At 63.6% G+C, this 24358-nt stretch carries 22 protein-coding genes and 1 pseudogene; 10 read left to right on the forward strand and 13 right to left on the reverse strand.

Translation table 11 applies throughout. The annotated features are described in order from the left end of the window. Positions 1–19: 19 nt before the first annotated feature. On the reverse strand, positions 20–871 hold the full coding sequence (locus tag AB7F49_RS06355; RefSeq protein ID WP_428520987.1) for a transglutaminase family protein: 852 nt from the start codon (positions 869–871) through the stop codon (positions 20–22). A 110-nt stretch (positions 872–981) separates the two neighbouring features. After that, the gene (locus AB7F49_RS06360) at positions 982–2034 is read right to left on the reverse strand and encodes a hypothetical protein (protein WP_428520988.1); all 1053 of its coding nucleotides are present in this window, start codon (positions 2032–2034) and stop codon (positions 982–984) included. 218 nt (positions 2035–2252) lie between these two features. On the opposite strand from AB7F49_RS06360, the gene AB7F49_RS06365 reads away from it, so the two are divergent. Then, positions 2253–2522, forward strand: a complete 270-nt coding sequence (locus AB7F49_RS06365; protein ID WP_428520989.1) for a transglycosylase — start codon at positions 2253–2255, stop codon at positions 2520–2522. Positions 2523–2601: 79 nt separating this feature from the next. Here AB7F49_RS06365 and AB7F49_RS06370 read toward each other — a convergent pair whose 3' ends face one another. Beyond that, positions 2602–3579 carry a Tim44 domain-containing protein gene (locus AB7F49_RS06370; RefSeq protein WP_428520990.1) on the reverse strand — a complete coding sequence of 326 codons (978 nt, stop codon included), beginning with the start codon at positions 3577–3579 and terminating at the stop codon, positions 2602–2604. Positions 3580–3749: 170 nt separating this feature from the next. Between AB7F49_RS06370 and AB7F49_RS06375 the strand changes: the two genes are divergently transcribed. After that, positions 3750–4034 (forward strand): hypothetical protein, encoded by a 285-nt coding sequence (locus AB7F49_RS06375; RefSeq protein WP_428520991.1) that lies wholly within the window; start codon positions 3750–3752, stop codon positions 4032–4034. 42 nt (positions 4035–4076) lie between these two features. Here AB7F49_RS06375 and cckA read toward each other — a convergent pair whose 3' ends face one another. From cckA to flgB, 7 genes are all read right to left on the reverse strand, one after another. Then, positions 4077–6608, reverse strand: a complete 2532-nt coding sequence (cckA, locus tag AB7F49_RS06380; RefSeq protein ID WP_428520992.1) for a cell cycle histidine kinase CckA — start codon at positions 6606–6608, stop codon at positions 4077–4079. 162 nt (positions 6609–6770) lie between these two features. Beyond that, a complete protein-coding gene (gene flhB / locus AB7F49_RS06385; protein WP_428520993.1) occupies positions 6771–7841 on the reverse strand; it encodes a flagellar biosynthesis protein FlhB in 1071 nt (356 codons plus the stop codon). A 14-nt stretch (positions 7842–7855) separates the two neighbouring features. Beyond that, entirely contained in the window at positions 7856–8626 is a 771-nt protein-coding gene (gene fliR, locus AB7F49_RS06390) for a flagellar biosynthetic protein FliR (RefSeq protein ID WP_428520994.1), read from the reverse strand. 49 nt (positions 8627–8675) lie between these two features. Then, positions 8676–8942 carry a flagellar biosynthesis protein FliQ gene (gene fliQ / locus AB7F49_RS06395; protein ID WP_428520995.1) on the reverse strand — a complete coding sequence of 89 codons (267 nt, stop codon included), beginning with the start codon at positions 8940–8942 and terminating at the stop codon, positions 8676–8678. A gap of 140 nt (positions 8943–9082) precedes the next feature. Next, positions 9083–9397, reverse strand: coding sequence for a flagellar hook-basal body complex protein FliE (fliE, locus tag AB7F49_RS06400; RefSeq protein WP_428520996.1), 315 nt, complete (start codon positions 9395–9397; stop codon positions 9083–9085). Between the two features lie 12 nt (positions 9398–9409). Beyond that, positions 9410–9820, reverse strand: coding sequence for a flagellar basal body rod protein FlgC (gene flgC / locus AB7F49_RS06405; protein WP_428520997.1), 411 nt, complete (start codon positions 9818–9820; stop codon positions 9410–9412). A gap of 11 nt (positions 9821–9831) precedes the next feature. After that, complete coding sequence (gene flgB / locus AB7F49_RS06410; RefSeq protein ID WP_428521073.1) at positions 9832–10233, reverse strand: flagellar basal body rod protein FlgB; 402 nt, start codon at positions 10231–10233, stop codon at positions 9832–9834. A 270-nt stretch (positions 10234–10503) separates the two neighbouring features. On the opposite strand from flgB, the gene AB7F49_RS06415 reads away from it, so the two are divergent. After that, a complete protein-coding gene (locus AB7F49_RS06415; protein ID WP_428520998.1) occupies positions 10504–11598 on the forward strand; it encodes a flagellar biosynthetic protein FliO in 1095 nt (364 codons plus the stop codon). A 26-nt stretch (positions 11599–11624) separates the two neighbouring features. After that, the gene (fliP, locus tag AB7F49_RS06420) at positions 11625–12350 is read left to right on the forward strand and encodes a flagellar type III secretion system pore protein FliP (RefSeq protein WP_428521074.1); all 726 of its coding nucleotides are present in this window, start codon (positions 11625–11627) and stop codon (positions 12348–12350) included. A gap of 42 nt (positions 12351–12392) precedes the next feature. Here the strand turns inward: fliP and AB7F49_RS06425 are convergent, their stop codons facing one another. Continuing rightward, positions 12393–13142: an IclR family transcriptional regulator gene (locus AB7F49_RS06425; protein WP_428520999.1), complete on the reverse strand. Its 750-nt coding sequence runs from the start codon at positions 13140–13142 to the stop codon at positions 12393–12395. A gap of 159 nt (positions 13143–13301) precedes the next feature. On the opposite strand from AB7F49_RS06425, the gene AB7F49_RS06430 reads away from it, so the two are divergent. The 5 genes and pseudogenes from AB7F49_RS06430 to AB7F49_RS06450 all read left to right on the forward strand — a co-directional run bounded on the left by AB7F49_RS06430 (position 13302) and on the right by AB7F49_RS06450 (position 17723). Beyond that, positions 13302–14273: a dihydrodipicolinate synthase family protein gene (locus AB7F49_RS06430; protein ID WP_428521000.1), complete on the forward strand. Its 972-nt coding sequence runs from the start codon at positions 13302–13304 to the stop codon at positions 14271–14273. A gap of 63 nt (positions 14274–14336) precedes the next feature. Beyond that, the gene (locus AB7F49_RS06435; protein WP_428521001.1) at positions 14337–15539 is read left to right on the forward strand and encodes an acyl-CoA dehydrogenase family protein; all 1203 of its coding nucleotides are present in this window, start codon (positions 14337–14339) and stop codon (positions 15537–15539) included. 63 nt (positions 15540–15602) lie between these two features. Next, entirely contained in the window at positions 15603–16586 is a 984-nt protein-coding gene (locus AB7F49_RS06440) for a Bug family tripartite tricarboxylate transporter substrate binding protein (protein WP_428521002.1), read from the forward strand. A gap of 96 nt (positions 16587–16682) precedes the next feature. After that, positions 16683–16808 (forward strand): annotated as a pseudogene (locus AB7F49_RS06445) (flagellar type III secretion system pore protein FliP); the annotation flags it as partial. A gap of 51 nt (positions 16809–16859) precedes the next feature. After that, entirely contained in the window at positions 16860–17723 is an 864-nt protein-coding gene (locus tag AB7F49_RS06450; protein ID WP_428521003.1) for a bile acid:sodium symporter family protein, read from the forward strand. On the opposite strand, the gene AB7F49_RS06455 is transcribed toward AB7F49_RS06450, so the two are convergent. Beyond that, a complete protein-coding gene (locus AB7F49_RS06455; protein ID WP_428521004.1) occupies positions 17724–18671 on the reverse strand; it encodes a helix-turn-helix domain-containing protein in 948 nt (315 codons plus the stop codon). Positions 18672–19027: 356 nt separating this feature from the next. Here AB7F49_RS06455 and AB7F49_RS06460 point away from each other — a divergent pair, with 356 nt between their 5' ends. Continuing rightward, the gene (locus AB7F49_RS06460; protein WP_428521005.1) at positions 19028–20599 is read left to right on the forward strand and encodes an arylsulfatase; all 1572 of its coding nucleotides are present in this window, start codon (positions 19028–19030) and stop codon (positions 20597–20599) included. Between the two features lie 97 nt (positions 20600–20696). Here AB7F49_RS06460 and AB7F49_RS06465 read toward each other — a convergent pair whose 3' ends face one another. Beyond that, entirely contained in the window at positions 20697–24353 is a 3657-nt protein-coding gene (locus AB7F49_RS06465) for a tetratricopeptide repeat protein (protein WP_428521006.1), read from the reverse strand. Positions 24354–24358: the final 5 nt, after the last annotated feature.

Genomic DNA, 24358 nt, shown 5'->3' on the forward strand with positions numbered 1-24358 from the left:
CCGGACGGCGACAGGGAAATCAGAGCGCGACCACCTGCACGGAAACGTTCATGTGGCTGAACACGTTCGCTGGGCCGGCCCAGGTCCCGGAGATCGGCGATGCCTTTTCCTGTTCTCGTGACACGGCGACTGCGATGTGCTCGCTGCCCGCCATCTTGTTGTTGGTTGGGTCGAAGCCGTGCCAGCCGGCGCCCGGGATATAGATCTCGGTCCATGCATGGGTCGCGCCGTGCTGCCCCTCGGCCATCTGGATATAGCCGCTGACGAAGCGCGCGCCAAAACCCCAGTGGCGGGCGGCCTCCATCATCAGGACGGCATAATCGCGGCACGAGCCGGTGCCGCGCGCCAGCGTATCGCACGGGGTTTGCACGCCTGCCTCTTCGCGATGACTGTATGTCAGCGACCTGAAGATATGCGTGTTGAGATCGTTCAGCAGATCAAAAGTCTCGATCGACTGGCCGGGGCGGTACAGCGCCTGCAGCCAGTCGCGCAGTTTGGAGCCGTCATACGGATAGCTCGGGAGACGATATTGCACGAGTTCGATTTGCTCTTCCGGTGCGTACTGGAACGGGAAGAATTGCGCGCCCGGCTCGATCAGGCATTCGATCGGATTGTCGCGCAGATAGTCGATATCGGCCTCTCCCAGAATGCGCAGCGTTCGCGCAGGTTCGGCAAAGGTCAGAATGGCGATTGAATTGTTGTAGATGTCGCGCAGCCAGCGCACGGTCGCCTCGGGCTCGACCTCAATGCGTCCGTCCACAATGCGCACATCGTGCCCCTCGCGCGGTCGCATCATGACGCGATGCGGCCCGAACGAGACCGGCTCATGGTAACTGTATTGGGTATTGTGGATGATCCGCAGACGTTTCACGCGATCCCGCTCTGGTGTGGATGGAAACCAGACCATCGCGGCTGCGCCGGGTCAATAACGTCGTCGCCCATACCCGCAGACGAGCGATGCCAGAATCGAGCCGGTTGCCGCTATTGCGCGGACCAGGTCCGAAGCGCCGCTGAGGTGACGGCACCACCCACGACGCATGGCAGACCAAGCGCCACATTGCCGGTGGCGGCAGCTCCGATGCAGCCCAGCGCAATCGCGCTTTCGCCGATCCGGCCCGCCGTCAGCATGTCGCGCTTCGAGCCCGGGCCTTTGCGCTTGAGGTCCTCGATCGCGCCGATCGCTTCCTTGCGGATCGCCGAAAGCTGCATGGTATCGGCCGCTTCGGTAATCTCCGTGACGATTTCCGCTGTCTCCTTCGGCTGATGCCGGGCGCTGCGCTTGAGCATGGCAAGAAGCTTCGGGTCGCGCGCGGAATTGCTGGCGAGCGTGTATTTCGCCATCGCACCAATCGTAAGCCGGTCGACATGATCGCGATCCTTCGACCAGGGCAACATGCCGACGATGCGCAGGACCGGGCCGTAATCGCCGGTCGCGAAAAAGCGCCCCCACAGCATGTCGAGCACCTCCGGGGAGGCGTCGAGCGCCCATTCGACCACCGGTCCCTGCGCCTTCTCTCCGGAGAACAGCCGCTTGATCCGTTCGGTTGTCGATGGCGGCTTCCGAGCAACCGTCGCTCCGAGAGTGGGCAGCGAGCCGTCGATGAATTTTTCGATCATCACCCGACGCGATGGCATCCGGAAGGCATGCTCGGCGAGCAGATGTTTCCAGTCCGGCAGACCGGAATGCGCGATTGCGCGCACGATCGCCCAGTCGTCCTCCGGGTTGATCGGGAAGCTCTTCGCGATCAGATCGCCGGCGAGATCAGGATTGGCGCCGATCACGCCCGCAATGAACCCGACGAATACGCCGGCGCTCTCGGGATCGCGCAGTCCGCCGTACCGGCTCGTTGCCTGCACCGCCAGCGGCAACCGGTACGGCTCCGGCTTGTGGCGATAGCCGTTGATGAAGGTGAGTACCGCGTCGGACGACAGGAACCCGGCCGGGCGCTGCGGCGCGGCAAGGGCGCGCGCGCCAGGTTCGAGCCCGATCAGGAACGTGCACATCAATACGAAGGCGGCAAATCGCGAACGCATATCCCTCCCCCGGACCATGGAAGGAGAACGGGCGGATTCGCCGATTTGATGTCGCAGCCTTGGTCGGATTTCGGCCCATTGCCCCAATCACGCCGCAAGCCGGTTCGGCCGGCGGTCCGTCATGCACCGGAAAATAAAGGCGGGGACGCCGCGGCATGACCCGGGCAGGACGTTGGCGAACGTCGTAGGCTGCCGTCAGCCGAAGCCGGAGTTTCGCCATGCGCATCGACCCGACTCTGACGCTCGTCATCATCCTTGCCATTGGCATCGTCGCCGGTCTGATCTTCGACCGCATTGCCGGCCCCGGCTGGCTCACGCGCCAGATCGCCGGCTCGACGCGAGGCATGGTGACGAGTTCCCTGGTCGGCATTGCCGGCGCCTTCATCGGCTATCATCTGGTGGCACTCGCCGCCGCAGGATATGCACCGTTTGCCGGCGCCATCGTCGGCGCCGCGCTGGTGCTCTGGGTCTGGCGCATGATGCGCTGATAGGCGCCGCTCCGGCCAACAAAAAGCCCGGCGGGTTGCGCCGGGCTCAAGGCTTTTCTGTTGTTCGTGGGTCGGGTGATCAGGCTTCCTGGATCGCCGACAGCATCCAGTCGCCGCCGCGCGAACGGCGGAACGTCCACAATTCGGTGCGCTCGAACGGCTCCTTGTCGCCCTCGACCACCTGTCCGGTGGCGCGCTGCGTGGTGTAGTCCGTCGAGGCATAGCGCATCGCGACGGTGGCGTAGTCGGTGCCGCCTTCATTCCAGGCTTCCGCAAGGTCGCCCTGCAGCAACTTGATGTCGGTCACCGTGTTGACTAGGCCCTTGCCGGCATTATCGGCCAGCTCCTCGGCGAAGTAACCGACAATTTCCGGCGTCGCGAGCAACCGCAGCGCGTTGAGGTCCTCGGCCGAATAGGCAGCCTGAACCTCGGAAAGCCGCTTCTCGAATGCGTTGAAATCGGCCTCGGTGAGTTCGAGATTGTCGCTGCCGGCGAGCATCGGCGCGCCGCTGCCGCCACCGTAAGCCGGCTGCGAGGCCGGCTGGCGTTCATAGGCCGCGTTGTCACGCATGGACGGGCCGGAAGCCGTGGCATAGCCCGGCTGCTGACGGCGCTGCCACCAGGCCCAAAGCAGGCGCGCGACCACAACCACCAGGACGACCTGGATCAGCAGGCCGAGGAATCCCGCAAGGCCGGATAGGCCGCCGAACAGGCCACTGCCAAAGAGCAGGCCGAGCAGGCCTGCACCCAGGAAGCCCGCCATCAGGCCGCCCATGAAGCCACCGCGGCTGAACATGCCGCCCGCCTGCGCGGCGCCGGCTTGGCCGACGCTGCCCGGGCGCTGCGCCTGAGGCTGTGTCACCGAACGATTGATCGGAGCCGCGTTATTCGGGGCGGTCTGCGTCGGAGGCGGTGCCTGATAGGTCTTGCTGCCCCGGCTGCCAAATCCACCGAACCCGCCGCGGCGCGCGGCATCGGCGTCGATCACCGTCACCGCCAGCAACGCTATGGCGGCAAGGCCGCTCAGGATATAGCGAAATTTCCACAGAACCGGCATCGAAGGTCCTCCCAGACCAAGAATTGTCAGCGCGTATATAGGAAACCCGGCGGGTTAAGATAAGTCCCGCGCCGTGGCGCCCGGGCACTGGAGCCGCGCGCGCCGCCCTGACATAATGTGCGTACTGGGCATGGGCGATGCGACGGTCGCCCGCAATGGGGGAACTACCGATGCAGATGCCGCGATTGAACCGGCCCGCGTTCCGCGCGCTCGCGGCGGGGATCGTGTTTCAGGTGTTCTTCTGGGGCGGATACGGTGTGAAGGGCAACGACACCGGCGGCATTATCCCCTACCGGCCGGGCGCGGACGAACATGCGCTGCAGCTCGCCGGCAGCCATTGCATGCAATACGGCAAGTATGCCGTGATCACGAGCGTCCATCCCTGGTACGGCGACTATATCGGCTTCGTCTGCCGCAGGGCGGGCCGCTGGGGTCCGGCCTATAATGGCTGGTGAGGCGGCCACCCGCCCGCTGCGCCACACCCGTCCGCGGCTCTATCACGTCGCAAGAGTCTGCTTCACCTGCTCGACCAGTTGCTTCAGCGTGAACGGCTTCGGCAGAAACGCGAACTGCCCGCCGGGAGGCAGGTTTTTCTGGAATGCATCCTCGGCATAACCGGACACGAAAATCATCTTCAGTGCCGGATTCGTTTTCCGCATTTCCCTGAGCAGCGTCGGCCCGTCCATCTCGGGCATCACGACGTCCGAGACGACGATGTCGACCTTGCCTTCGCTGCGCTCGAGTTCCTCCAGCGCCTCGACGCCGTTTGAGGCGGTCAGGACGGTATAGCCGCGCGAGGCGAGGCCACGGGCATTGAGTGCGCGCAATCCCTCCTCGTCCTCGACCAGCAATACCGTACCGCGCCCGGTCAGATCGGCCTGCGCGACGTCGGCAAGCGTACCCGCGGCCGCAAGCGCAATTGCCGGCTTGTCGATCGAGCCCGCCTCATCCTTTTCGGCGATGTGGCGCGGCAGGAAGATGCGGAACGTCGTGCCCTTGCCGAGTTCGGAATCCACATAGATGAAGCCACCGGTCTGTTTGACGATTCCATAGACCGTCGACAGCCCGAGCCCGGTGCCCTTGCCAACCTCCTTGGTCGAGAAGAACGGCTCGAAAATCTGCGTCATGATTTCCGACGACATGCCGGTGCCGCTATCGCTCACTTCGACCAGAACATAGTCGCTGCGCGGCAGGCCCTTGTAGGCCTGGATCCGCGGATCATCGCCGAGCACATTTGCGGTCCGCACGGTGAGCTTGCCACCGTCCGGCATCGCGTCACGCGCATTGACCGCGAGATTGACGATCACCTGTTCGAATTGCGACAGGTCGGCCTTGACCGGCCACAGGTCTCGGCCATGCACAACATCGAGCTTGACCTTCTCGCCGATCAGCCGACGCAACAGGATGGTCAGGTCGGACAGCGACTCGCCGAGATCGAGCACCTGCGGGCGCAGCGTCTGCCTTCGCGAGAAAGCAAGCAGCTGACGCACCAGCGAGGCCGCGCGATTGGCGTTCTGCTTGATCTGCATGATGTCGGCAAAGGACGGATCGGTCGGCTTGTGCGCGCCGAGCAGGAAATCCGTCGCCATCATGATCGCCGACAGCACATTGTTGAAATCGTGGGCGATGCCGCCGGCAAGCTGGCCGACGGTGTCCATTTTCTGCTGCTGCTTGATCTGGTTTTCCAGCGCGCGACGCTCGGTATTGTCCAGCGCGTAGATGATCGCGGATTCCGAATCGCGCTCGCCGTCGTCGTCGATCGCGGTGACAAAGAAGGTCGCAAAGCGCTCCGCGCCGTCCGAAAGCGCGGCTTCGACCGGCTGGATATCGCCCTGCCCCTCACTTGCCTGCGTGATCGCCTGTTCGAGCCCGCTGCGCTCGCGTTCCGCCACGGTCGCAAGGATGCTTCGATCGCCGTCCCCCGCGCCCCGGAACATCCGGGCGAACAGCGCGTTCGAGCGCACGATGCGGCCCGACCGGTCCACCGTGGCAATCGCCATCGGGGTATTGTTGAAGAAGCGCATGAAGCGCACTTCGGCGGCGCGCTGCGCGTCCTCGCCCTCCCCCCGCGCCCGGTTGAGCACCAGCGTGCGCGACGGTCCGGCCGCGCCGTCGGCGCCGAAGGCAACCTTGTGGAACAGCCGGACCGGGATCGACCGGCCGCCACTGGTCTTGAAGTCGAGATCGAGCACTTCGGTCTTCACTTCCCCCGGCACCGGGGGAATCAAGAGCATCGAAGCGCCTTCTCCGGGGACGATATCCGAGAGCTTGAGGCCGCCGGAGCCGACTTCGGCGAGATCCTGGTCGAGCCAGCTTGCGAGCGTCGCGTTCAGATAGACGATGTTGCCGGCAGAGTCCGCGGAGAAGAAGCCTGCCGGTGCATGGTCGAGGTAGTCGATCGCGTGCTGCAATTCCTGGAATACGTTCTCCTGCTTCTCGCGGTCGCGGGTGACGTCCGCCACGCTCCAGATCGTGGTCCGCGCCTTGCGGCCGTCAACCCCCGGCCGCACCCGCAATCGCAGCCAGCGCCCAGGCTCGCCCCGCGCGCCGCCGACCCGCACCTCCTCCTGCAGGCGCCGGCCCTCCCGGGCGGCCTTCAGGAGCCGGTAGACCGCCTCGGACACATCAGGATCGCCGAGGAAAACCCGTTCGATCGGGCGCACATCCTTGACGCCCGCGGCCCCGATCAGGTTGAGATAGGCATCATTGGCATAGAGGACCCGGCCGCCGCCGTCGGTCACCAGGATGCCGTCGAAGGCGCCGTCCACGATCCCGCGGATGGCGGAATCGTCGGTCTCCTGCCCCGCAAAGCGCAAGATACCAGCCGCCAGCGCGAACAAGGAAAACACCCCGACCGTGCCAAGGATCGCAAGCAGGATGAGGATATAGAGCGAGGTATTTCCGCGCCCGACCTGCAACAGACCGACCGCGGCGCCGACCAGCACAACGGCGATCAGAAGGACGAGCCCGATACTGCCTCCGCGCTGCGGCCGGTGGAGCTTCATCTCGCCCAAATCAGTGGATGCCATGATTCCAGATGCCTCAAGCGCAAGGTGATCCGCAAGGTCCATTCGTCGTTCCCGGGCGCGGACAAGGCCCGCGAACCCGAAATTGAAAGCAGCCGGTGGGGATGAGGATAAGGATGCCGGTTCCGCGCCTCCCGCGCGTCTGGAAACAACCGGCGGCCCCACTCAATTCCTCAGTCCCCTTCGCATTCCCATCACGTAGCCGATGACTTCCGCAACCGCCCGATAATGCTCGACCGGTATCTCCTGATCGACCTCGACGGTGGCGTGAAGCGCCCGGGCGAGCGGGGCATTCTCGACCACCGGCACGGCGTGCGCCTGCGCCACCTCCCTGATCTTGAGAGCGATCGAATCGATGCCCTTGGCCACGCAAAGCGGCGCATTGTCCCCGCGCTCATATTTCAGCGCGACCGCGTAGTGAGTCGGGTTCATGATCACGACCGAAGCTTCCGGAACCGCCGCCATCATGCGCTTGCGCATTCGGGTCTCGCGCAGCCTTCTGATGCGCGCCTTGATCATGGGGTCGCCTTCGGTCTGCTTGAATTCCTCCCTGATCTCGCGCTGCGACATTTTCTGCCGCTCGTACCATTGCCGGTACTGAAAGAAGAAATCCGCGGCGGCGATGAAAGCCATGATGACGACGACGAAGCCGAGCATTTTCAGCGCGAAGACCGACGTGAACGGCAGGATGGCTGCAATATCCAGCGTGACCAGGGCTTCAAGCCGGTCCCGCTCTGGCCACAGCAGCATTGTCATGACCGTGCCAAGCAGCGCGAGCTTGGCGATACCCTTGGCGAAATTCACCAGGGCGACTTTCGAGAACAACCGCTTCAAGCCGGCGGCCGGCGATATCTTCGACAGCTTGGGTTTCAGGCTTTCGGCCGACCACACGAGGCGATGCTGGATCATGTTGCCCGCGACCGCGAACAGCGCGATCAGCAGGATCGGGATCGCAATCGCCGCGATCACCTCTCCACCCAGACGCCCGGACAGGCGCGTGAGGCCTGCGCCGTCAGCGGAAATGAGGTGCGCATTCGCAAGCAGTCCGGCCAGCGACGCCCTGAGGCTTGTTCCCATCGAGCCGGCGAAGGCCATCAGCACCAGCGTGCCGCCTGCCAGCACGAACCAGGTCGAAACCTCCTGGCTTTTGGCTACGTCACCGCGATCGAGCGCCTCGTCCAACCGTTTCTGGGTTGGGTCTTCTGATTTTTCATTTTCCTCGCTTTGCTCGGCCATCCATCGCCTCTCGCTTACGAATACGGAGCGATCTGGCGCAGGACCGCGCCGAGAAATTCGAGGAAGCTGCCCATCATCGCTCCGACAACCACGAGAAGGATCAGGAATCCGAGCAGGATCGAAAGCGGCAGCCCGACGAAAAATACCTGCATCTGAGGCATCAGCCGCGAGAGCACACCTAGCCCGAGATTGAACAACAGCCCGAAGATCAGAAACGGCGCCGAGAGTTGCACGCCGACCTTGAAGGCACCGGCAACGGTGTCGGTCATCAGCTTCGCCATATCTCCGACCATGATCGCGGCACCGGGCGCGAATATGCGATAGCTGTCATTCAGCGCGGCAATGAAGAGATAGTGGAGATCGGTCGCAAAAATCAGTGTCAGCCCGAGCATGGCGAGAAAATTCGCAACGATGACATTCTGCTGACCCTGCGACGGATCAATCGCGGTCACGAAGCCAAGCCCCATCTGCTGGGCAATCACAGCCCCTGCGACCTGCAGGGCCGAAATCGAAAGTCGCGCAACGAGACCGAGAATGGCGCCGATCAATATTTCATGCCCGAGCATCAGCAAGACCGGACCAAAGTCGCGCAGATCGATGTTGTAGGCATTGCGATGCAGCGGCATGAACATCGCGCTCAAGGCGAGAGCCACGGTGAGGCGCACGCGCACCGGCATGCTCATTTCGCCGAGCCCCGGCAGCAGCATCACCATTGTGCCGATGCGCGCGAACATCAGCATGAAGGTTGCGGCGAGAACGGGCAGCAGGGAGATATCGACCCGCATGGCTATCCCCGCGCCCGCGGCAAGGCGCTCTGCCTTCGCGCCGCGCCCGTCATCCCCCGCTCACAATGCGCGCCGAAATCCGCATCATGTGAGCCTGCAGCGAATCGGCCATGAATGGGAGCGCAATCAGCATGGCGATGAAGATAGCGAGAATTTTTGGAACGAAGACGAGCGTCATTTCCTGAATCTGCGTGAGCGCCTGAAACAGGGAGATCGCGACGCCAACCGCAAGCCCGATCAGCATCAGCGGACTTGCCACCAGCACCAGCGTGATAATCGCATCGCGCGCAACATCGAGAACTTCAGGGCCTGTCATCTTCTGCTTTCTGCTGTCGCGCGACCGGTTCCCGACACTTCGCTGATTTCCGCAAACCGCGGAACCTCAGACATTCCTGATTGTGGTCCCGGTTCTCGAAACGCGGCGCTCGGAAACGGGAGTTCGCAAAAACACTTCCCTCAGATCGGCATCCGCATGATTTCCTCGTAGGCCGCGATCACGCGGTCGCGCACCGCGACCAGTGTTTCGACCGCCGTCTCGGACTCGGCGACCGCGGTCACGACATCGACGACATTGGCCTTGCCGGTCGCGAGCGCTTGGGCCTGGGTGTCGGCGGCGCGCGCGCCCTGAGTGACGGCGCCCATCGCGTCCTTCAGCACCGCGCCGAAATTCTGCCCGCCGGCGCCGTCCTGGAGCTTGGCCGCAGCCGCGCCGGGATCGGCGAGTTTCGCAAGACTCGCATAGGCCTTGGCCGCACCCGCTGCCGTTTGCATGATGGCGTCTCCTCAGGCCTTGAGAATGTCGATCGTGCGTTGAAGCATGCGGCGTGTCGCGCCGATGACGTTGATGTTGGCTTCGTAGGATCGCTGCGCCTCGCGCATGTCGGTCACCTCCACGAGCGGATTGACGTTCGGGTATTTGACATGACCGGTGCCATCCGCGGCCGGGTGGCCAGGCTGATGCTTGGTCTGGAATGCGGTCTGATCGGTGTGCAAGCGCCCAAGCGAAACCATGCGGGCTTCCAGCGAACGGTCGAATTCGGAGCGGAAGGTCGGAATCTTGCGGCGGTAGGGTTCGGAGCCCGCGTTGTGCGAGGTCGAATCCGCGTTCGCGAGATTCTCGGCGATGACCCGCATGCGTCCGGCCTGGGCGCGCAGTCCGGATGCCGCGATCGCGATCGACTTGATGAAGTCCAAGCGTTCCTCCCCTAGCGCTTGCCGAGCGCGCTCTTCACAAGGCCGAGGCTTTTTGCGTAGAGGCCGGCTGCCGCCTGAAAGTCCATCTGGTTCTGCGCAACATTCAGCATTTCGTCTTCAAGGCTGACGGCGTTCCCGCCCGGGCGTGTCTCCGAGCCGCGCGGAGACGCGGTCTGGAACGCCCCCGCGCCGGTGCTGTTGCCGCCCGCCATATGGGCGCCGCTGGTGCGCTGCAGCGCGACATTCGGAGCCGTCATTGCCGGCCGGTCGAAATTCGGCGGGGTCAGATCGAAGGGGCGAAAATTCGGGGTGTCGGCATTGGCGATGTTTTCAGCCAGCAGCCGCTGCCGCTCCTGATGCCATTGCATCTTGGTTCGGAGCATGTCGAGGATCGGCAATCCGGAAATGGGCATGGCGGCTTCTTCGAGCATGACAAGGTCCGGCAAACTTTGCCGGGTGTATGGTTAATGTCTGGTTAAGCCGTCGCGCCATCCTTTGGCCTTGGATGCCCGGTTTACCAATTCGTGAACTCGCGCACCGGAACACGACTAGAATCGGTATAAAGGCACGCCGGGCGTGTTAAGACTTTATTAGCGTCCGGGGCGGCAAGTATTGCCGAGACCTTAACCGAATGGGGTGGAGCTTTCCGGTTCCACTCTGCAGCACGGAGGCCGGTTGGTCCGATGGATAGCCTTTTCGGCGAAGGAACATCGCTTCCCGTCCGCTTTTTCATCGCATTCGTGGTGGTGTTCGCACTGATCGGCGTTACGGCATGGCTGATCCGCCGCTTCGGGTCCGCGGCGCTCGGCGGCACCGGCGCACGCGGGCGCGCGCCGCGGCTGGCGGTGATCGAGGCCGGCGCCGTGGACGGCCGAAGAAAGCTTGTTCTGATCCGAAGAGACAATATCGAGCACCTGATCATGATCGGGGGGCCCACCGACATCGTCGTAGAAGCCAACATCGTCAGGGGCCAGAACAGCCGCGACAGCGCGACGTCGCGCGGATCCTCGGCCGGCGAAGGCCTGCCGCGCACCTTGGCGGCCGAAGAGACCGCCTGGCCGCTGCAGCCCGAGGCGACGCCGCGGGCGGCGCGTGCGGCGCGGCCCGCGTCGCTTGACGACGCCGCTCACTGGGCGCTGCCGCCCGAGCCCGCCGCGCCGGTTCCGCCGGTCGCCGCACAGAAGCGCTCGCGCTCGGCCGAAACGCTTGCCGGCCTTGCCGCCGAATTGTCGGTACGGCCATCGGATACCGCAGCCGCACCGGCGTCGCGGCCGGCCCCCGCGCTCGAGATGCCGCGCGCCAAGCCGGCGCCCGCCCCCGCCCCCGCGGCCGCCGCGTCAACCGCACCCGATCAGAATCTCGCCGACATGGCATCGCGTCTCGAAGCCGCGCTTCGTCGTCCGGCCCCCGCACCGGCGCCTCCGCCCGCGCCGCGGCCGGCAGCAAAACCTGCCGCCGAGGCACCGCGTGTCGCTCCGCAGGCGGCACCACCGATCGCTCCGCAAGCGGCACCGCCGATCGCCCCACAGGCGGCGCCGCCGATTGCTCCGCAGGCAGCACCGGTGGCACCACCTGTCGCACCGCCGGTGGCACCGCCCGCCGCCCCGGTCGCCCAGGAACCGGCCCAGGCACCGGCACCGGCGACCGCTCCCATGGTTGCCGTGGAGCCTGAGGCGAAGCCCGCCGCGGAGAAGCCGGCCCCCGTCGACAATGTGTTCGGCTCGATCGAGGAAGAAATGGCCAACCTGCTCGGCCGGCCGTCGGGGAAACCTTCCTGACGAGACCAGGCGCGGTTTGCGTCCGTCTGTCGACGGGAGCCGCGGTCCTCGCAGTATGTTCGGCTCTCGCCAGTCCCGCCTTCGGGCAGGATGTCAGCATCAATTTCGGACAGGGCGCCGGGCTGACCGAACGCGTGATCCAGCTCGTCGCGCTGATCACCGTGCTGTCGCTTGCACCCTCGATTCTGGTGATGATGACCTCATTCACGCGGATCGTGGTGGTGCTGTCGCTGCTTCGAACCGCGCTCGGCACCGGCACCGCGCCGCCGAATGCGGTGATCGTGGCGCTCGCGCTGTTCCTCACCGCCTTCGTGATGGGGCCGGCTTTCCAGAATGCCTATGACGTCGGCATCCGGCCGCTGCTCGCCAACGAGATCACGACCGAGCAGGCCTTCGAGCGTTCGTCCGGACCGTTCAAGACCTTCATGCTGAAGAATGTGCGCGAGAAGGATCTCGCGCTGTTCATCGACATGTCGCGCGAAGCCAAGCCCGCGACACCGGAAGACATATCGCTCCGCATCCTGATCCCGGCCTTCATGATTTCCGAACTCAAACGTGCTTTCGAGATCGGCTTCCTGCTGTTTCTGCCGTTCCTGATCATCGATCTTGTGGTCGCTTCGGTCCTGATGTCGATGGGCATGATGATGCTGCCACCGGTGGTGGTATCGCTGCCGTTCAAGCTGATCTTCTTCGTGCTGGTCGACGGCTGGACGCTGGTCGCGGGCAGCCTGATCCAGAGTTACGGGACATAGACCCGGCAATGCAGAATCTTTTTCGATCAAGACAGACAAGATTCAGGAATTCTGGCGCCGCACGATTGCGCCAATCTTTTTTCGTAACAGCCTGACATAATGCAATTCACGAGACGGAAGCTCTCTGGTCGGTATACTCAGGCCCAATGCAATTGGCCGCTCTGGCCTCACGCCCGGCAGCTGCATCGCGAGAGACGTATAATTGTCGATGAGAGTCTCACTGGTCGCGTATCCAACCGCGCGAACGCGTCTTATCTCGTCCATGACTTTTGTAACCGGTATCCTCGCTCCGGGGTCGGCCGTCTCGGCGTTGATGCGACGCGCGATACGCCCGATCTCCTGATCCGTGAGCGTCGCCAATAGAGTCTTTCCAAGCGCCGAATGCGTCAGCCGCCGCCGGCGCGCCCTTGTGTTGTAAGGCACGCCGTTGCTGGACGGCTGCACGATACGAAGATATTCAACGTCGATGCCGCGACGAGTGCCGATCAGCACGATGAGGCCGGTTTGCTCGGCAAGCTCCATCATCACAGGCACCACGCCACGATCGGCTGTGAGCTCGGAAAATATCCCAAGCCCAAGTAACATCAGGCGCTCCGACGCGCGGTACCGCCGGGTGGCGATGTCATATTCGACGTAGCCAAGATCGAGCAGCGTATTGAGCAGGAACGTGGTCGAGCTTTGTGGATAGCGGAGATTTTCCGCAATCTCCGTCACGCACGCCGGCGACTGCTGCGCGGCAAAATACTCCAGGATTTCGATCGTGCGCACTGCGGACTTGACTAGCCGCGTCATGACTCCCCTCGCATTGCATATGCAATATCGTGCGCTCATCGTAGCCGACGGCTGGTAGCGAGCAACGACTAACCCTAGAGTCCAATAACGAAAAACATTTGGCGTTCTGGGGCAAGCAGCCGTTTGCGGCGCCGCGCCAGAGGCCGCTGGGAGATATCAATGCAATACTCGCGGTCGACAGCCAAGGACTTCGCGCGAAAGCATTTCCGTGGCATTTGGGCAGCTATCCCGACCCCGTTCGACCACAACGACGAGATCGACGAACGGGCTCTGCGCCGTGACCTCCGGCACTACGTCGATGTCTTGCACATCGACGGTCTGTTTTTCGGCGGCGTCGTGGGCGAATTCTGGGCGCTGACCTTCGAGGAGCGGAAGCGCCTCCACGAGATTGTCCTGGACGAGTTGGGCGACGGTTGCATGTCGATCGCACACACTGCATGCACCAGCCTGCGCGATACCGTCGCGCTGACACAGCACGCGCAGGAGCACGGATCGACATTCGCGGTATGTGTCAACCCGCCCTGCAATCCGTCCAGGCCCGAAATCTCGATCAGCTTTTTCAAGACATTGTGCCGGGAAGTCGACCTCGGCGTGTCACTGTTCAACAACTCCATCGCCGGCTATTCGCTATCATCGGAAACCATAGCGCGCCTCGCGGACATCGAAAATATTGTCTCGGTGAAGGAGGCGACTCTCGATCAACTGAGCGAAACCCGACGGCTGGCGGGCGACCGGATTCAGGTGTTCGACCCGGTGGAGGACCGCCTTTGCGAGAATATCATCGCGCACGGGGACCAGTGCTTCATGTCGAGCCCGTATCCCTTCCTGCTGCAGTCGACGGGCCAGCTTTCGATCCGCGATTATGCGGCCAAGGCCTGGGCCGGAGACCATGACGGCGCCCGCCGCCTGTCCGCATCACTGGATACGAAACGCAGGGTGCTTCACAAATGGCTGATGGCTGGCGGCTTCGACAGCTCGATACCCGTCATCAAGTTCATCTCCGAACATATAGGGCTAACCGGCGGGTCGGTTCGAGCGCCGATGAGTCGCATGACGCACGACCAGGAGAGCGAACTTCGGCGCGACCTCGAAGCCGTCGGCCTCGGAGAGGTGCGCGCTGCTGCCGAATGAGCGCGACCGCGCTCGTTCTCCACGACACTTCATGGTCAGAAACGATAGAAACCGGAAGCGTTGATGTACTCCCTCCATCTAACCTTCGAGCAGCAGGAAATCCGCCGCACGGTCCGTGATTTCGTCAAGCGCGAAATCAAGCCGATCGCCCTTCAGCGCGACCCGATCGAAGAATTCGACAGGCGGTTTCCGCGGGATGTCGTGATCAATGCGTCGAAGCTCGGATTGCGAACGCTCGCACTTTCGGAGAAGCATGGCGGCGGCGGTGCCGATGCGATCACGTCGTGCATCGTCGCCGAAGAAATGGCGGTCGGCGATGTCGGTCTTGCCGCGACCTTAAACCAGACTTCGTCACTGGCGCGCGAGTATTTCGATCTGTCGATGACGGACGAACAGCGCGCGCGTTTTCTCCCTGCGTTCCTCTCGGACGATGCGTATCATCTCGCCATCGCGACTCATGAGCCCGATACCGATCTGGGATGGTGCTACCATCGTCCGACAATCGCCGGGACGGGTTACAAGACAACGGCGGTCCTCGACGAACAAGGCAACTGGCTCATCAATGGAATCAAGAACTTCATCACCAATGCGCCGATTGCGAAGCTGATCAGCGTCTGGTGTCAGGTGGAGCCGAAATCGGGCGGGTTGGCCGGCGTCCGCAGCATTCTTGTTCCCACGGATACGCCAGGACTGACGATCCGCGAGCATGACAAGGTGGGCCGGCGCCTCGGCTCCAATGGAGAACTGGTATTCGACAATGTCCGCGTCCCGGGCAACAACCTGCTTGAGAAAAAAGGCGAGAACCTTGCGAGCGGCCGCAGCATTCCGCGCTTTCAAGCCCTCAATCTCGGCATCGGCCGCGCGGCCTACGAAGATGCGCTTGAATTCGCACGAATGCGCGTTCAGGGCGGACGGCCGATCATCGAACATCAGTCGGTGGGGCTGCAACTAGCCAATATGGCCATCGCCCTCGAAGGCGCGCGGGCTTTGATCTGGAAAGCAGCATGGGGCTCGGAGCATCCGGAGGCCTATGAAGACGGCAGCCTGCCCGATCTTCCGCTGCAGACCATCGCGAAAGTAACGACCTCCGAGGTAGTGATGCGCGTTGCGATGCAGGCGGCAGAAATGTTCGGCGGCATGGGCGTGATGCGCGATTTGCCGATGCAAAAATATGTCCGTGACGCATTTATCTTCATGCATTCAGAACAGACCAACGACGTCGCAAGGATGAAGGTCGCGGAGATGCTGGCGGGATTCCGCAGATAGTTCCGCCAACAATCAAGCCCGAAAGGCGATTAACGCCGGGCGTAAACACAGGGAGAAAGCACCATGTCCGGCCGCAAGATCGAAAAGGGACCCAGGCTCTCTCGCCGCGATTTGACGCTTGGCGCGCTGGCATCGATTGCGGTGAGCGCGAGCGGTCCTGCGGCATTGGCGCAGGACACCGCGCGTCCGCGCCGCATCCTGGTGCCGGCAGCGCCCGGCGGCCCTCAGGATGTGCTGACTCGGCTGATCGCCGGCCTGTTGAACCAGCGCTTTGGCGATACGATGGTGGTCGAGAACCGCGCCGGAGCGGTTGGCAAACTCGCCGCGCTCGGGGTCAAGACGGCGCCGCCGGATGGCTTTACCCTCGGCATGTTCAATTCGACCATGGCCTATGCCGAGGCGGTGATGACCGACCCCGGCTTCAGCCTGACGCAGGATTTTACGCCAATCGCCCATCTCACATCGATGAACATTGCGCTGGTGTCTCGGCCGTCTTTCCCGGCCAAGACACTCCCGGAACTCGCCACATTCGCCAGGGCCAACCCCAACAAGGTGAGCTGCGGGTCGATCGCTCCACCTCTCGTCGCATATCTCAAAGCTGCTGCGAAAATGGATCTGAATACAATTCCGTATCGTGGCGGCGCACTTGCCCTCCAGGCGCTCATCGCCGGTGAAGTGGACACGATCCTCACCGTGCTGCAAGAGATCATTCCACACATCGAATCCGGCACAGTTTGGCCTATTGCGATCGGAGCGCCGAAGCGGCTGCCGAAGCTCCCTGATGTCGGCGTATTCGAGGAAACGTTGCCAGGGATCGACATGCGGACTTGGTACGGCCTGTTCGCACCGCTTGGCATTTCGGATTCTGCAGCGGGCGAATTGCGTTCGAAGGTTGCCGCCGTCGTCGAGATGCCGGAGTTCAAAGCTTATTGCGAAGCGCGCTATCTCAATCCACCGGTGTCGCTCGCCACATTTACAGGGATGGTTTCGGACGAAGTTGTGCTGTGGCACAAGCTGGTGACCGATTTGAAGCTGCAACGGATTTGACGAAACGCCCATGACGTACAATCATGCGGTCAGACCGGTCCATCCCCGGTGAACCGGATTGCGTGCAACCGCTACCGCCCTGCGCCAATCGAGGCGGTCGCTGCTTCGATGATGATGCTGCCACCGGTGGTGGTATCGCTGCCGTTCAAGCTGATCTTCTTCGTGCTGGTCGATGGCTGGACGCTGGTGGCGGGCAGCCTGATCCAGAGTTACGGGACATAGCATTCATTCTCCGCGCCCATCGTCCGGCCACCACCTCCCCTCACGGCGTTCATGCGCGAACTGGTGATCGATTACGGCGTTCCCTTCAGTCTGTTCGTACTGATGACGATCGTCGGCACCGAGTTGGTGCGGGAGGACCTGCGGCGCGCCGCGCTGCAACCGCGTGCGGTATTGTCGGGCGTTGCCGGGCAACTGCTTGTCCTGCCTCCCCTTGTACTGCTCATTGCCGCGCTGATCGGACTCGATCACTTTCTCACGACATCGCTGTTGCTCCTCTCATTGTGTCCCGGCGGCGCGATATCAAATACCTATTCCTATCTCGCCCGCTGCAATGTCTCGCTCGCCGCGACGATCACCACAGCCGGCACGCTTTGTTCCCTCATCTCGATCCCGCTCTGGCTCGCGGTCGTCGCCCGCTGGATGCCGTTCGGCCATGAGATCGTGACCGTGCCGACGCTGCGAATCCTTTCGCAACTTCTGTTCCTGATGGTGCTACCCCTCGCACTCGGCGCAGCGGCTCGCCGGCGCTGGCCGGTCCTGATCCTGCGGATGGGCCGCCATCTGCGCTGGGCCTCGCTTGTGATCGTATTTGTAATCCTTCTGGCCGCGACATGGAGTGTGCGCGACGATCTCCATGCGCTTGCCGTACGCATCGCGCTATCGGCAACCCTGTTCATCCTGGGCGCGATGCTGCTCGGATGGTTGCTGGCCTACGGGCTGCCCCCGCGCGATGCACCGGTTCTCGTGATCGAAAGTGCGGTGCGCAATGTCGGAATAGCGGCGCTTATCGGCCGCATTCTCTTCAACGATACCGACTTCGGCACTTTCGGCGGATTGCTGACCGGCTACTTCATCATCGAGGTCGCAATCATGCTCGTCTACGCCCATATTCTGCGGATCAGACCGCACGCATAGTCACGATGCCCGGCGTAGTGTGGTCGACGGCGTCTCGCCGAACAGCGACCGGTATTCGGTCGCGAACCGGCCCAATTCCCAGAAGCCGTTGGCCATCGCCACCTCGGTGACGCTGGTCGCCTGGACTTCCGCCGCGGCGAGACGGCGGCGCGCCAGGTACATGCGCCGGAGCCAGAGATAGCGCGTGGGACTCAATCCGAACTGCTCCTGGCAAGCCGCGCGCAAGGTGCGCTCCGACACACCCACCGCCTTGCAGATATCGATCAGATAGACCGGCTGCTCGCGCCGCATCTGCAGGAATTCCTCGAAGCGGGCAATGATGGCGCGCTGACGTACGGTCCCCGTGGTGAGCCGAGCAGGCGCTCCCTCTGCAACGCTCCGCACCATCAATTCAGTGAGCTGGCTCTCGAAGGCATAAGCCACCTCCGGCTTGGCCAGCAGCCACGGATCGGACTTCGCCAGCGCGGCCGCGGACCGGTGCAGCGCGGACAGCCGGCGCAGAATCTCAGGCGCCGGACGAACCAGATGCGACTTCGATGGCCGCAAAATTTCACGGCCTGTTACGGCCTCGGCCGCAGCGGCGAACGTTTGTGGTTCGAGAGACATCGACGCCCACCCAGTCGGAGCGCTGGACGAAACCGTCAGCAGCTCCGAACCCATAACCGCGATGTCGTTTCCGCTCAGTTCGAGGCCGCAATAGCGCAGCGCCGCCTGATCCCGCTCCGGCAGGAAAAGGATGATGACACGATCGGCACTGACCGCGCCGTGACGAATCAGCGGCAAATTCTCGTTTGCCCGCTGCATCCAGACGGTTTCGAAATCCACCCTGACCAGTTCGGATCGAAAGTCACCGCGCGCGGTCGGCAGGATCTCGATGTGCCCCCGGCGAATGGCGTTCTGAAAGGGCTCGGGATCGTCAAACAGACCGGCAAAGACATTCGTTGGCATTATCACATCCGCGCGAGGCGCCACCTTCGCATAAAATCGCGACGAACTGTAAGAACGAAAATCCACTAAAGATTACAAAGGCTTCCTCCCGACAACAAGGGTGGCCATGCGCTGCGTCCACCCGCCACCCCGTCACGTTGCCGATTTCGCATAGAGCGTATCGCCCCGTTCCCTGCAAAAAAACAATGGGAGCAAGCGACCACAATGCAAAACGAAGAACGCTTGACGCGCGCATTCCGCGGCCTGGCCGCGGCCTGCGGCGTCATCGCCTTTCTCGGCGCATATACGATCGTATTCGCACAGGAGCCTGACTGCACTCGAATTGCCGACAGCAACAACACTTTCGGGAGGTCGTCATGAAACATCACTGGCTTGCCGCCATCGCAATCGGGGTCAGCACTGCTGCCTCGCTTGCTGCACTACCGACACCCGTCGAAGCACAGGACGTCAAGAAGCCGAATGTTCTCGTGATCTGGGGCGATGATATCGGCACCTGGAACATCAGCCACAACAATCGCGGCATGATGGGCTACCGCACACCGAACATCGACAGCATCGCGCGCGATGGAGTGGCGTTCACCGACTATTACGCGCAGCAAAGCTGCACGGCAGGACGCGCCGCCTTCATCGGCGGAAACGTGCCGGTCCGCACCGGCATGACCAAGGTCGGCCTGCCGGGCGCGAAGGAAGGCTGGCAGAAAACCGATGTCACGATGGCGACGGTCATGAAGTCGCAGGGTTACGCCACCGGCCAGTTCGGCAAGAACCACCAGGGCGACCTCGATGAGCATCTGCCGACGATGCATGGCTTCGACGAATTCCTCGGCAATCTCTACCATCTCAACGCGGAAGAGGAGCCTGAACATCCCGACTATCCAAAGGATCCCGCGTTCCGCAAGAAGTTCGGACCGCGCGGCGTGCTGCATGCGAAAGCCGATGGCAAGGGCGGCCAGACCATCCAGGATACAGGGCCTCTCACCAAGAAGCGGATGGAGACGATCGACGACGAGACCATCGCCGCAGCGAAGGACTTCATCACCCGGCAGGTCAAGGCTGGCACGCCGTTCTTCGTCTGGTGGAACGGGTCGCGGATGCATTTCCGCACCCATGTGAAGGCGGAACATCGCGGCAAGTCCGGGCAGGACGAATACAGCGACGGCATGGTCGAACACGACATGCATGTCGGCGAACTGCTCAAGCTGCTCGCCGATCTCGGCGTCGCCGACAACACCGTGGTGATGTACTCGACCGACAACGGCCCGCACTACAACAGCTGGCCGGATGCCGGAACGACGCCGTTCCGCAGCGAGAAGAACTCGAACTGGGAAGGCGCCTATCGCGTTCCGTGTTTCGTGAAATGGCCCGGCCGCATCCCCGCCGGCACGACGCTGAACGGAATCGTGTCGCACGAAGACTGGCTGCCGACCTTCGCCGCCATTGCCGGGGCACCGGACATCAAGGAGCGTCTGCGCAAGGGCGGCGCCTCGCTCAACGGCCGCACCTACAAGAACTATATCGACGGCTACAACCAGACCGACTACATCACCGGCAAGGCGAAGGACTCGCCGCGCAACGAGTTCTGGTACGTGAACGACGACGGGCAGGTCGTCGCCGCGCGCTGGCAGGACTGGAAGGTGGTGTTCCTCGAGAACCGCGGACAGGCCTTCGGCGTATGGCGCGAGCCCTTCACCGAATTGCGGGTCCCGCTTCTCTTCAACCTGCGGCGTGACCCGTTCGAGAAGGCGCAGCACAACTCGAACACCTACAACGACTGGTTCCTGGAACGCGTGTTCGTGCTGGTCCCGATCCAGGGGCTGGCGGCACAGTTCCTCAGTTCGATGAAGGAATTTCCGCCGAGCCAGTCGCCCGGCTCATTCAACCTGACGAAGATCGAAGAGCAACTGAAGAACGCGGCGGTCGGGCGCTGAGCCGACATTCGACGCAAAGGCCCCGCCACCTTCGGCGGGGCCGTTTCCTGTTGCTGTGCCGTCTCATCGGCGCCGCCCCGAATGAGGCTCAGGCGGTTCAGCGACCGGCGCGACGTTCCTGCACCGACGCCGTTGGGCTCGAATCCCCGGGCCGGCTGGTGTTATTCTGAATCTGCTGCTGCGTTTCGCCGGGCGACAGCGTGCCGATTTCCGGATAGCGCCCGCGCATGTCGCGCAGGAACGCATCCAGCGAAGTGAAGGCCGTGACCGCCCTTGCAAGATCGCGGAACTCCTCCCCGCTCGCATCATGGGGTGCGGTCGCGATTTCGAAAGCGCGCTTGTCCGGGCCTTCGACCATCTTGGCCTGGTATCGCTCCTTCAGCCGGCCGATGCCGATGCCATCGCTGCCAAGCGAATAGCCGATCGCCGCCCGCAGCAGATCGGCACGTTCCATATCCGACAGCGGCGCGAAATCGCGCCAGCGCTCGCCATGCATGCGTTCGATCTGCTCGGCCGACTCGCCGAAGCGTTTCGCCGCCCACAGGATATCGGCGCGCAGCCGGATGGCTTCGCGATTCTCGATGCTGGCGATGACCTCGAGCGCAAGGTCGTGGCGGCCGATATCCGACAGCGCGCGCGCCTCAAGCAGAAGCCTCAGATGCCGCAGGTCGGTGTTGAGTTCGGGCGAACGGGTCGTGCGCAGAACCGCCTGTGCGCGTTCGGGCTTGCTGTCCATCAGATAGATCACCGCAAGCCGCGTCGCGACATGCGCCCGCGCCGCACCCTGCAGACGATTATCGATCTGGTGCTGCAGCAATTCGGCCGCCTGCGGCAGCAGGTCGACCGATACGAGACGGTCGGCAAGTCTGCGGATCATCTCGTCGCCGCGGCGTCCGATCGGAGTCAGTTCGCGAAAATCGTAGAACAGGCTGAGCGCCTCGATCGCAGGCAAGGCGTCGCCCTTGCCGGCAAGGAACAGCGAGTCGAAGGTGACCGCCGCCTCGTCATGAATTCGACGGCTCGCCTCCGCATTCGGGTGCGCCTTGAGAGCGGAGCGCATCACATAGAACGCATCGCGAAACCGCTGCTCCTCGGTATACAGACGCGCGAGCTTGTGCAGCGCTTCCGTCTCCGTCTCGTCGCCCCGCCAGACGGTGGTCAGCGTTTCGAGTTCGGCAATCAGATCGGCGCGCTTCAGGTCGCCGGTCTCGTAGCGCAGCGAAAGGCTTCGCAGCTGCCCCTGGGCGGACGACGGACGCTCGTCGGATTCAGCCGCCTGGCGATAATTGCGAAGGGCCTCCGCGTTCTTGCCGAGCCCCTGGGCAAGCCGTCCTTGCAGCACCGACAGCGCCGGCTGCATTTGCGGCGGCGTGCCGATGGTCTGAAATTCGCTGAACAGGTTCTGCGCGGTCTCGTAGTCGCCCACCTCGATGGCGGTGCGCAGGGATTCCTTCAGCGCGATGCGCTGCAAATCCGCCGGCAGCATGACGATTGCGGCTCCGGCATTCTTGAAACCGCGGCGCGCATCCTCCCATCGGCCGAGCCGCGCCTGGGCAAAGGCGCGCCAGAGCGGCGCGTCGAGCTGATCGCCAAGCAGGGGATGGCCGAGTTCCTTCAGCGCTTCGTCCGGACGGTTGAGCATCAGCGAGGCGATCGCCCGAAGCACGATCCCGGAAGGGTCGTCGGCGGTCGGCCGGTCTTCGGCCAGTGCGACATCGAGCACGCCCTTGGCCTCCGGATACATCTCGCGCGCGAGATAGAAGCGCGCGAGTTCAAGCCGGGGCGTGCTGCGCTTGGTCTCGCCGGCATCGGCGGCTGCCGCAACCAGCTTGTATTGACGCTCGGTAAGACCCGACTGGCGGTCATAGCCCCACAATTGCGGGTCGAAAATCATCGGCCGGTAGGCGGATGCGGAGCGCGCAGCGGCGCCCGGACCGGACAATGTCAGACCGCCGGGACGCGCCACGATCACATTGTCCGGGGCGAGTTCGACCTGCACATCGTCCGCCAGCGGCTGAACGGCAATCCCGTGGCTCGAGGCGAGCGCGCGAAACTCGACGAAGTCCTGCGGCCGGATGAAGCCGCGCGCGGGCCCTGGCGCGGTGACGACGAGCAGCGTATCGCCCATGTCGGGGTCGGCGATCCGATGCAGCTCGCGGGCCTGCTCGAACGGGATGGAAATGCTCGGCCGCGCGGCATTCGCCATGCTGCGATCAACCGAAAGCGGCGCGCTCGGATCGGCAATATTGTCGCCGATGGTGACCGTCCAGTTTCCTGCCTCCGCGACGGCGCCGACCAGGCGGGGCCGGTCGAGCATCAGTCGCACCACATAGCCATCGGGCAACGCGGTGCCGAGTGCGTGGCGGATCATGCCGCCGGAATCCGACACGATATCCGGAAGCGCGATCTTGCCACGGGTGTCGAACACCATCCACAACGTGCCGGCGCGCCGGAAGATGGCTGCGGGCGTCGCCGCCGGAAACGGGAAACTCAGGCGTACGCGGTCCCCCTGGCGGCGGATTTCGGCGGTCGTGACACTGTCGGGATTGCGCGGCACGACACCGAGCGCGGGGACCACGGCCGACCCGTCCTTGTTGGCCGCCACGGAGGGTACCGGCACAGCGACCGCAGGCGGCCGGTCTTTCCCGCTGCCGGGTGATGGCGTCGGGCTCGCAGGCGCGGCGGCGGAAGCTGCCGGCATCGGTGGCGAGGTGGCGGCTGCGGGCTGGGCCGCCGGGATCGCGGGTTGAGGCGCGGCCGGCGGTGTCGCCGCGGGTCGCGGAACCGACTGTTGCGGTTGCGGAGCGCTTGCGTTTGCCGCCGGAACGGTTTGCGGCGCCTCGACGCCGGCAAGCGGACCGGTTTTCGGGGCAATCTCGTTCACCAGCCGCGAAATGTCATCGGGGCGCGCGGGCGCCACCGCTTCCTTCACGTCAGCGCTGCCGACATCAAGGACGAAGTTCTGGTCCTCGCGAAAAGTACGGATGTCGGCCTTGCCGCTCAGCGCGAAACGCACAGCAACTGCATCGCGCTGCTCGAAGCTCTCGACCGCCTTCACCGTCTTCGGCAGCGTCGCCTTCAGGTCGCCGAAATCGAACGTGAGCGGCGCCGAAAAGGTCAGCGTGACGTCGTCGGCGCCACGGTCGGTCGCAACCGGAATGATGTCGGGCAGTTCGAACACATAGCGGGTAAAGGTCGGCTGCGTCGCCACCCGCACCCTTGCCGGTCTGTCGTTGCGCCTGGCAAGCAGGCGCTGCGCGCGCACGTTCCGCTCCGCTTCCCTCGCACGCCGCGACAATTCCTCGATCACCTCTTTCGGCAATCCGGGCGCAAGGCCCTTCCAGTGATCGGGCAGCAGATCGATATAGAGCCGCTCGCCGGCCGCCATCGAATTGACCGTCACCTTGCGGTTGAGCGCGATACGAATGCCCCGGCCGTCGGGATCGCGGCGCGCGGCGCCGATATAGGACGGCACCGCGTGCGACAGCTTCTCGATGCCGACCTCGACCGGCCGCCGGAAGTGGACCACCACGATGCCACCCGCAAGCTTGACCTCGGATTCGACCTCTTCCGACAAATGCAGGAGAATGCGTGCAAAGCCTTGCGAGGTCTCGACCTGGACGTCGCCATGGACCGGCTGGCCATGGGCCACTCCAGGCGCGCCGATGCCGATCGCGGCGCAGACAAGCGCCGCGCGCATCAGGCATCGTTGCCCGATCCGCGCCCATCGGCAGATCGCATCGTGCATCGTCATCTACG

It is taken from the genome of Pseudorhodoplanes sp. (assembly GCF_050250235.1).
Taxonomy (GTDB): Bacteria; Pseudomonadota; Alphaproteobacteria; order Rhizobiales; family Xanthobacteraceae; genus Pseudorhodoplanes.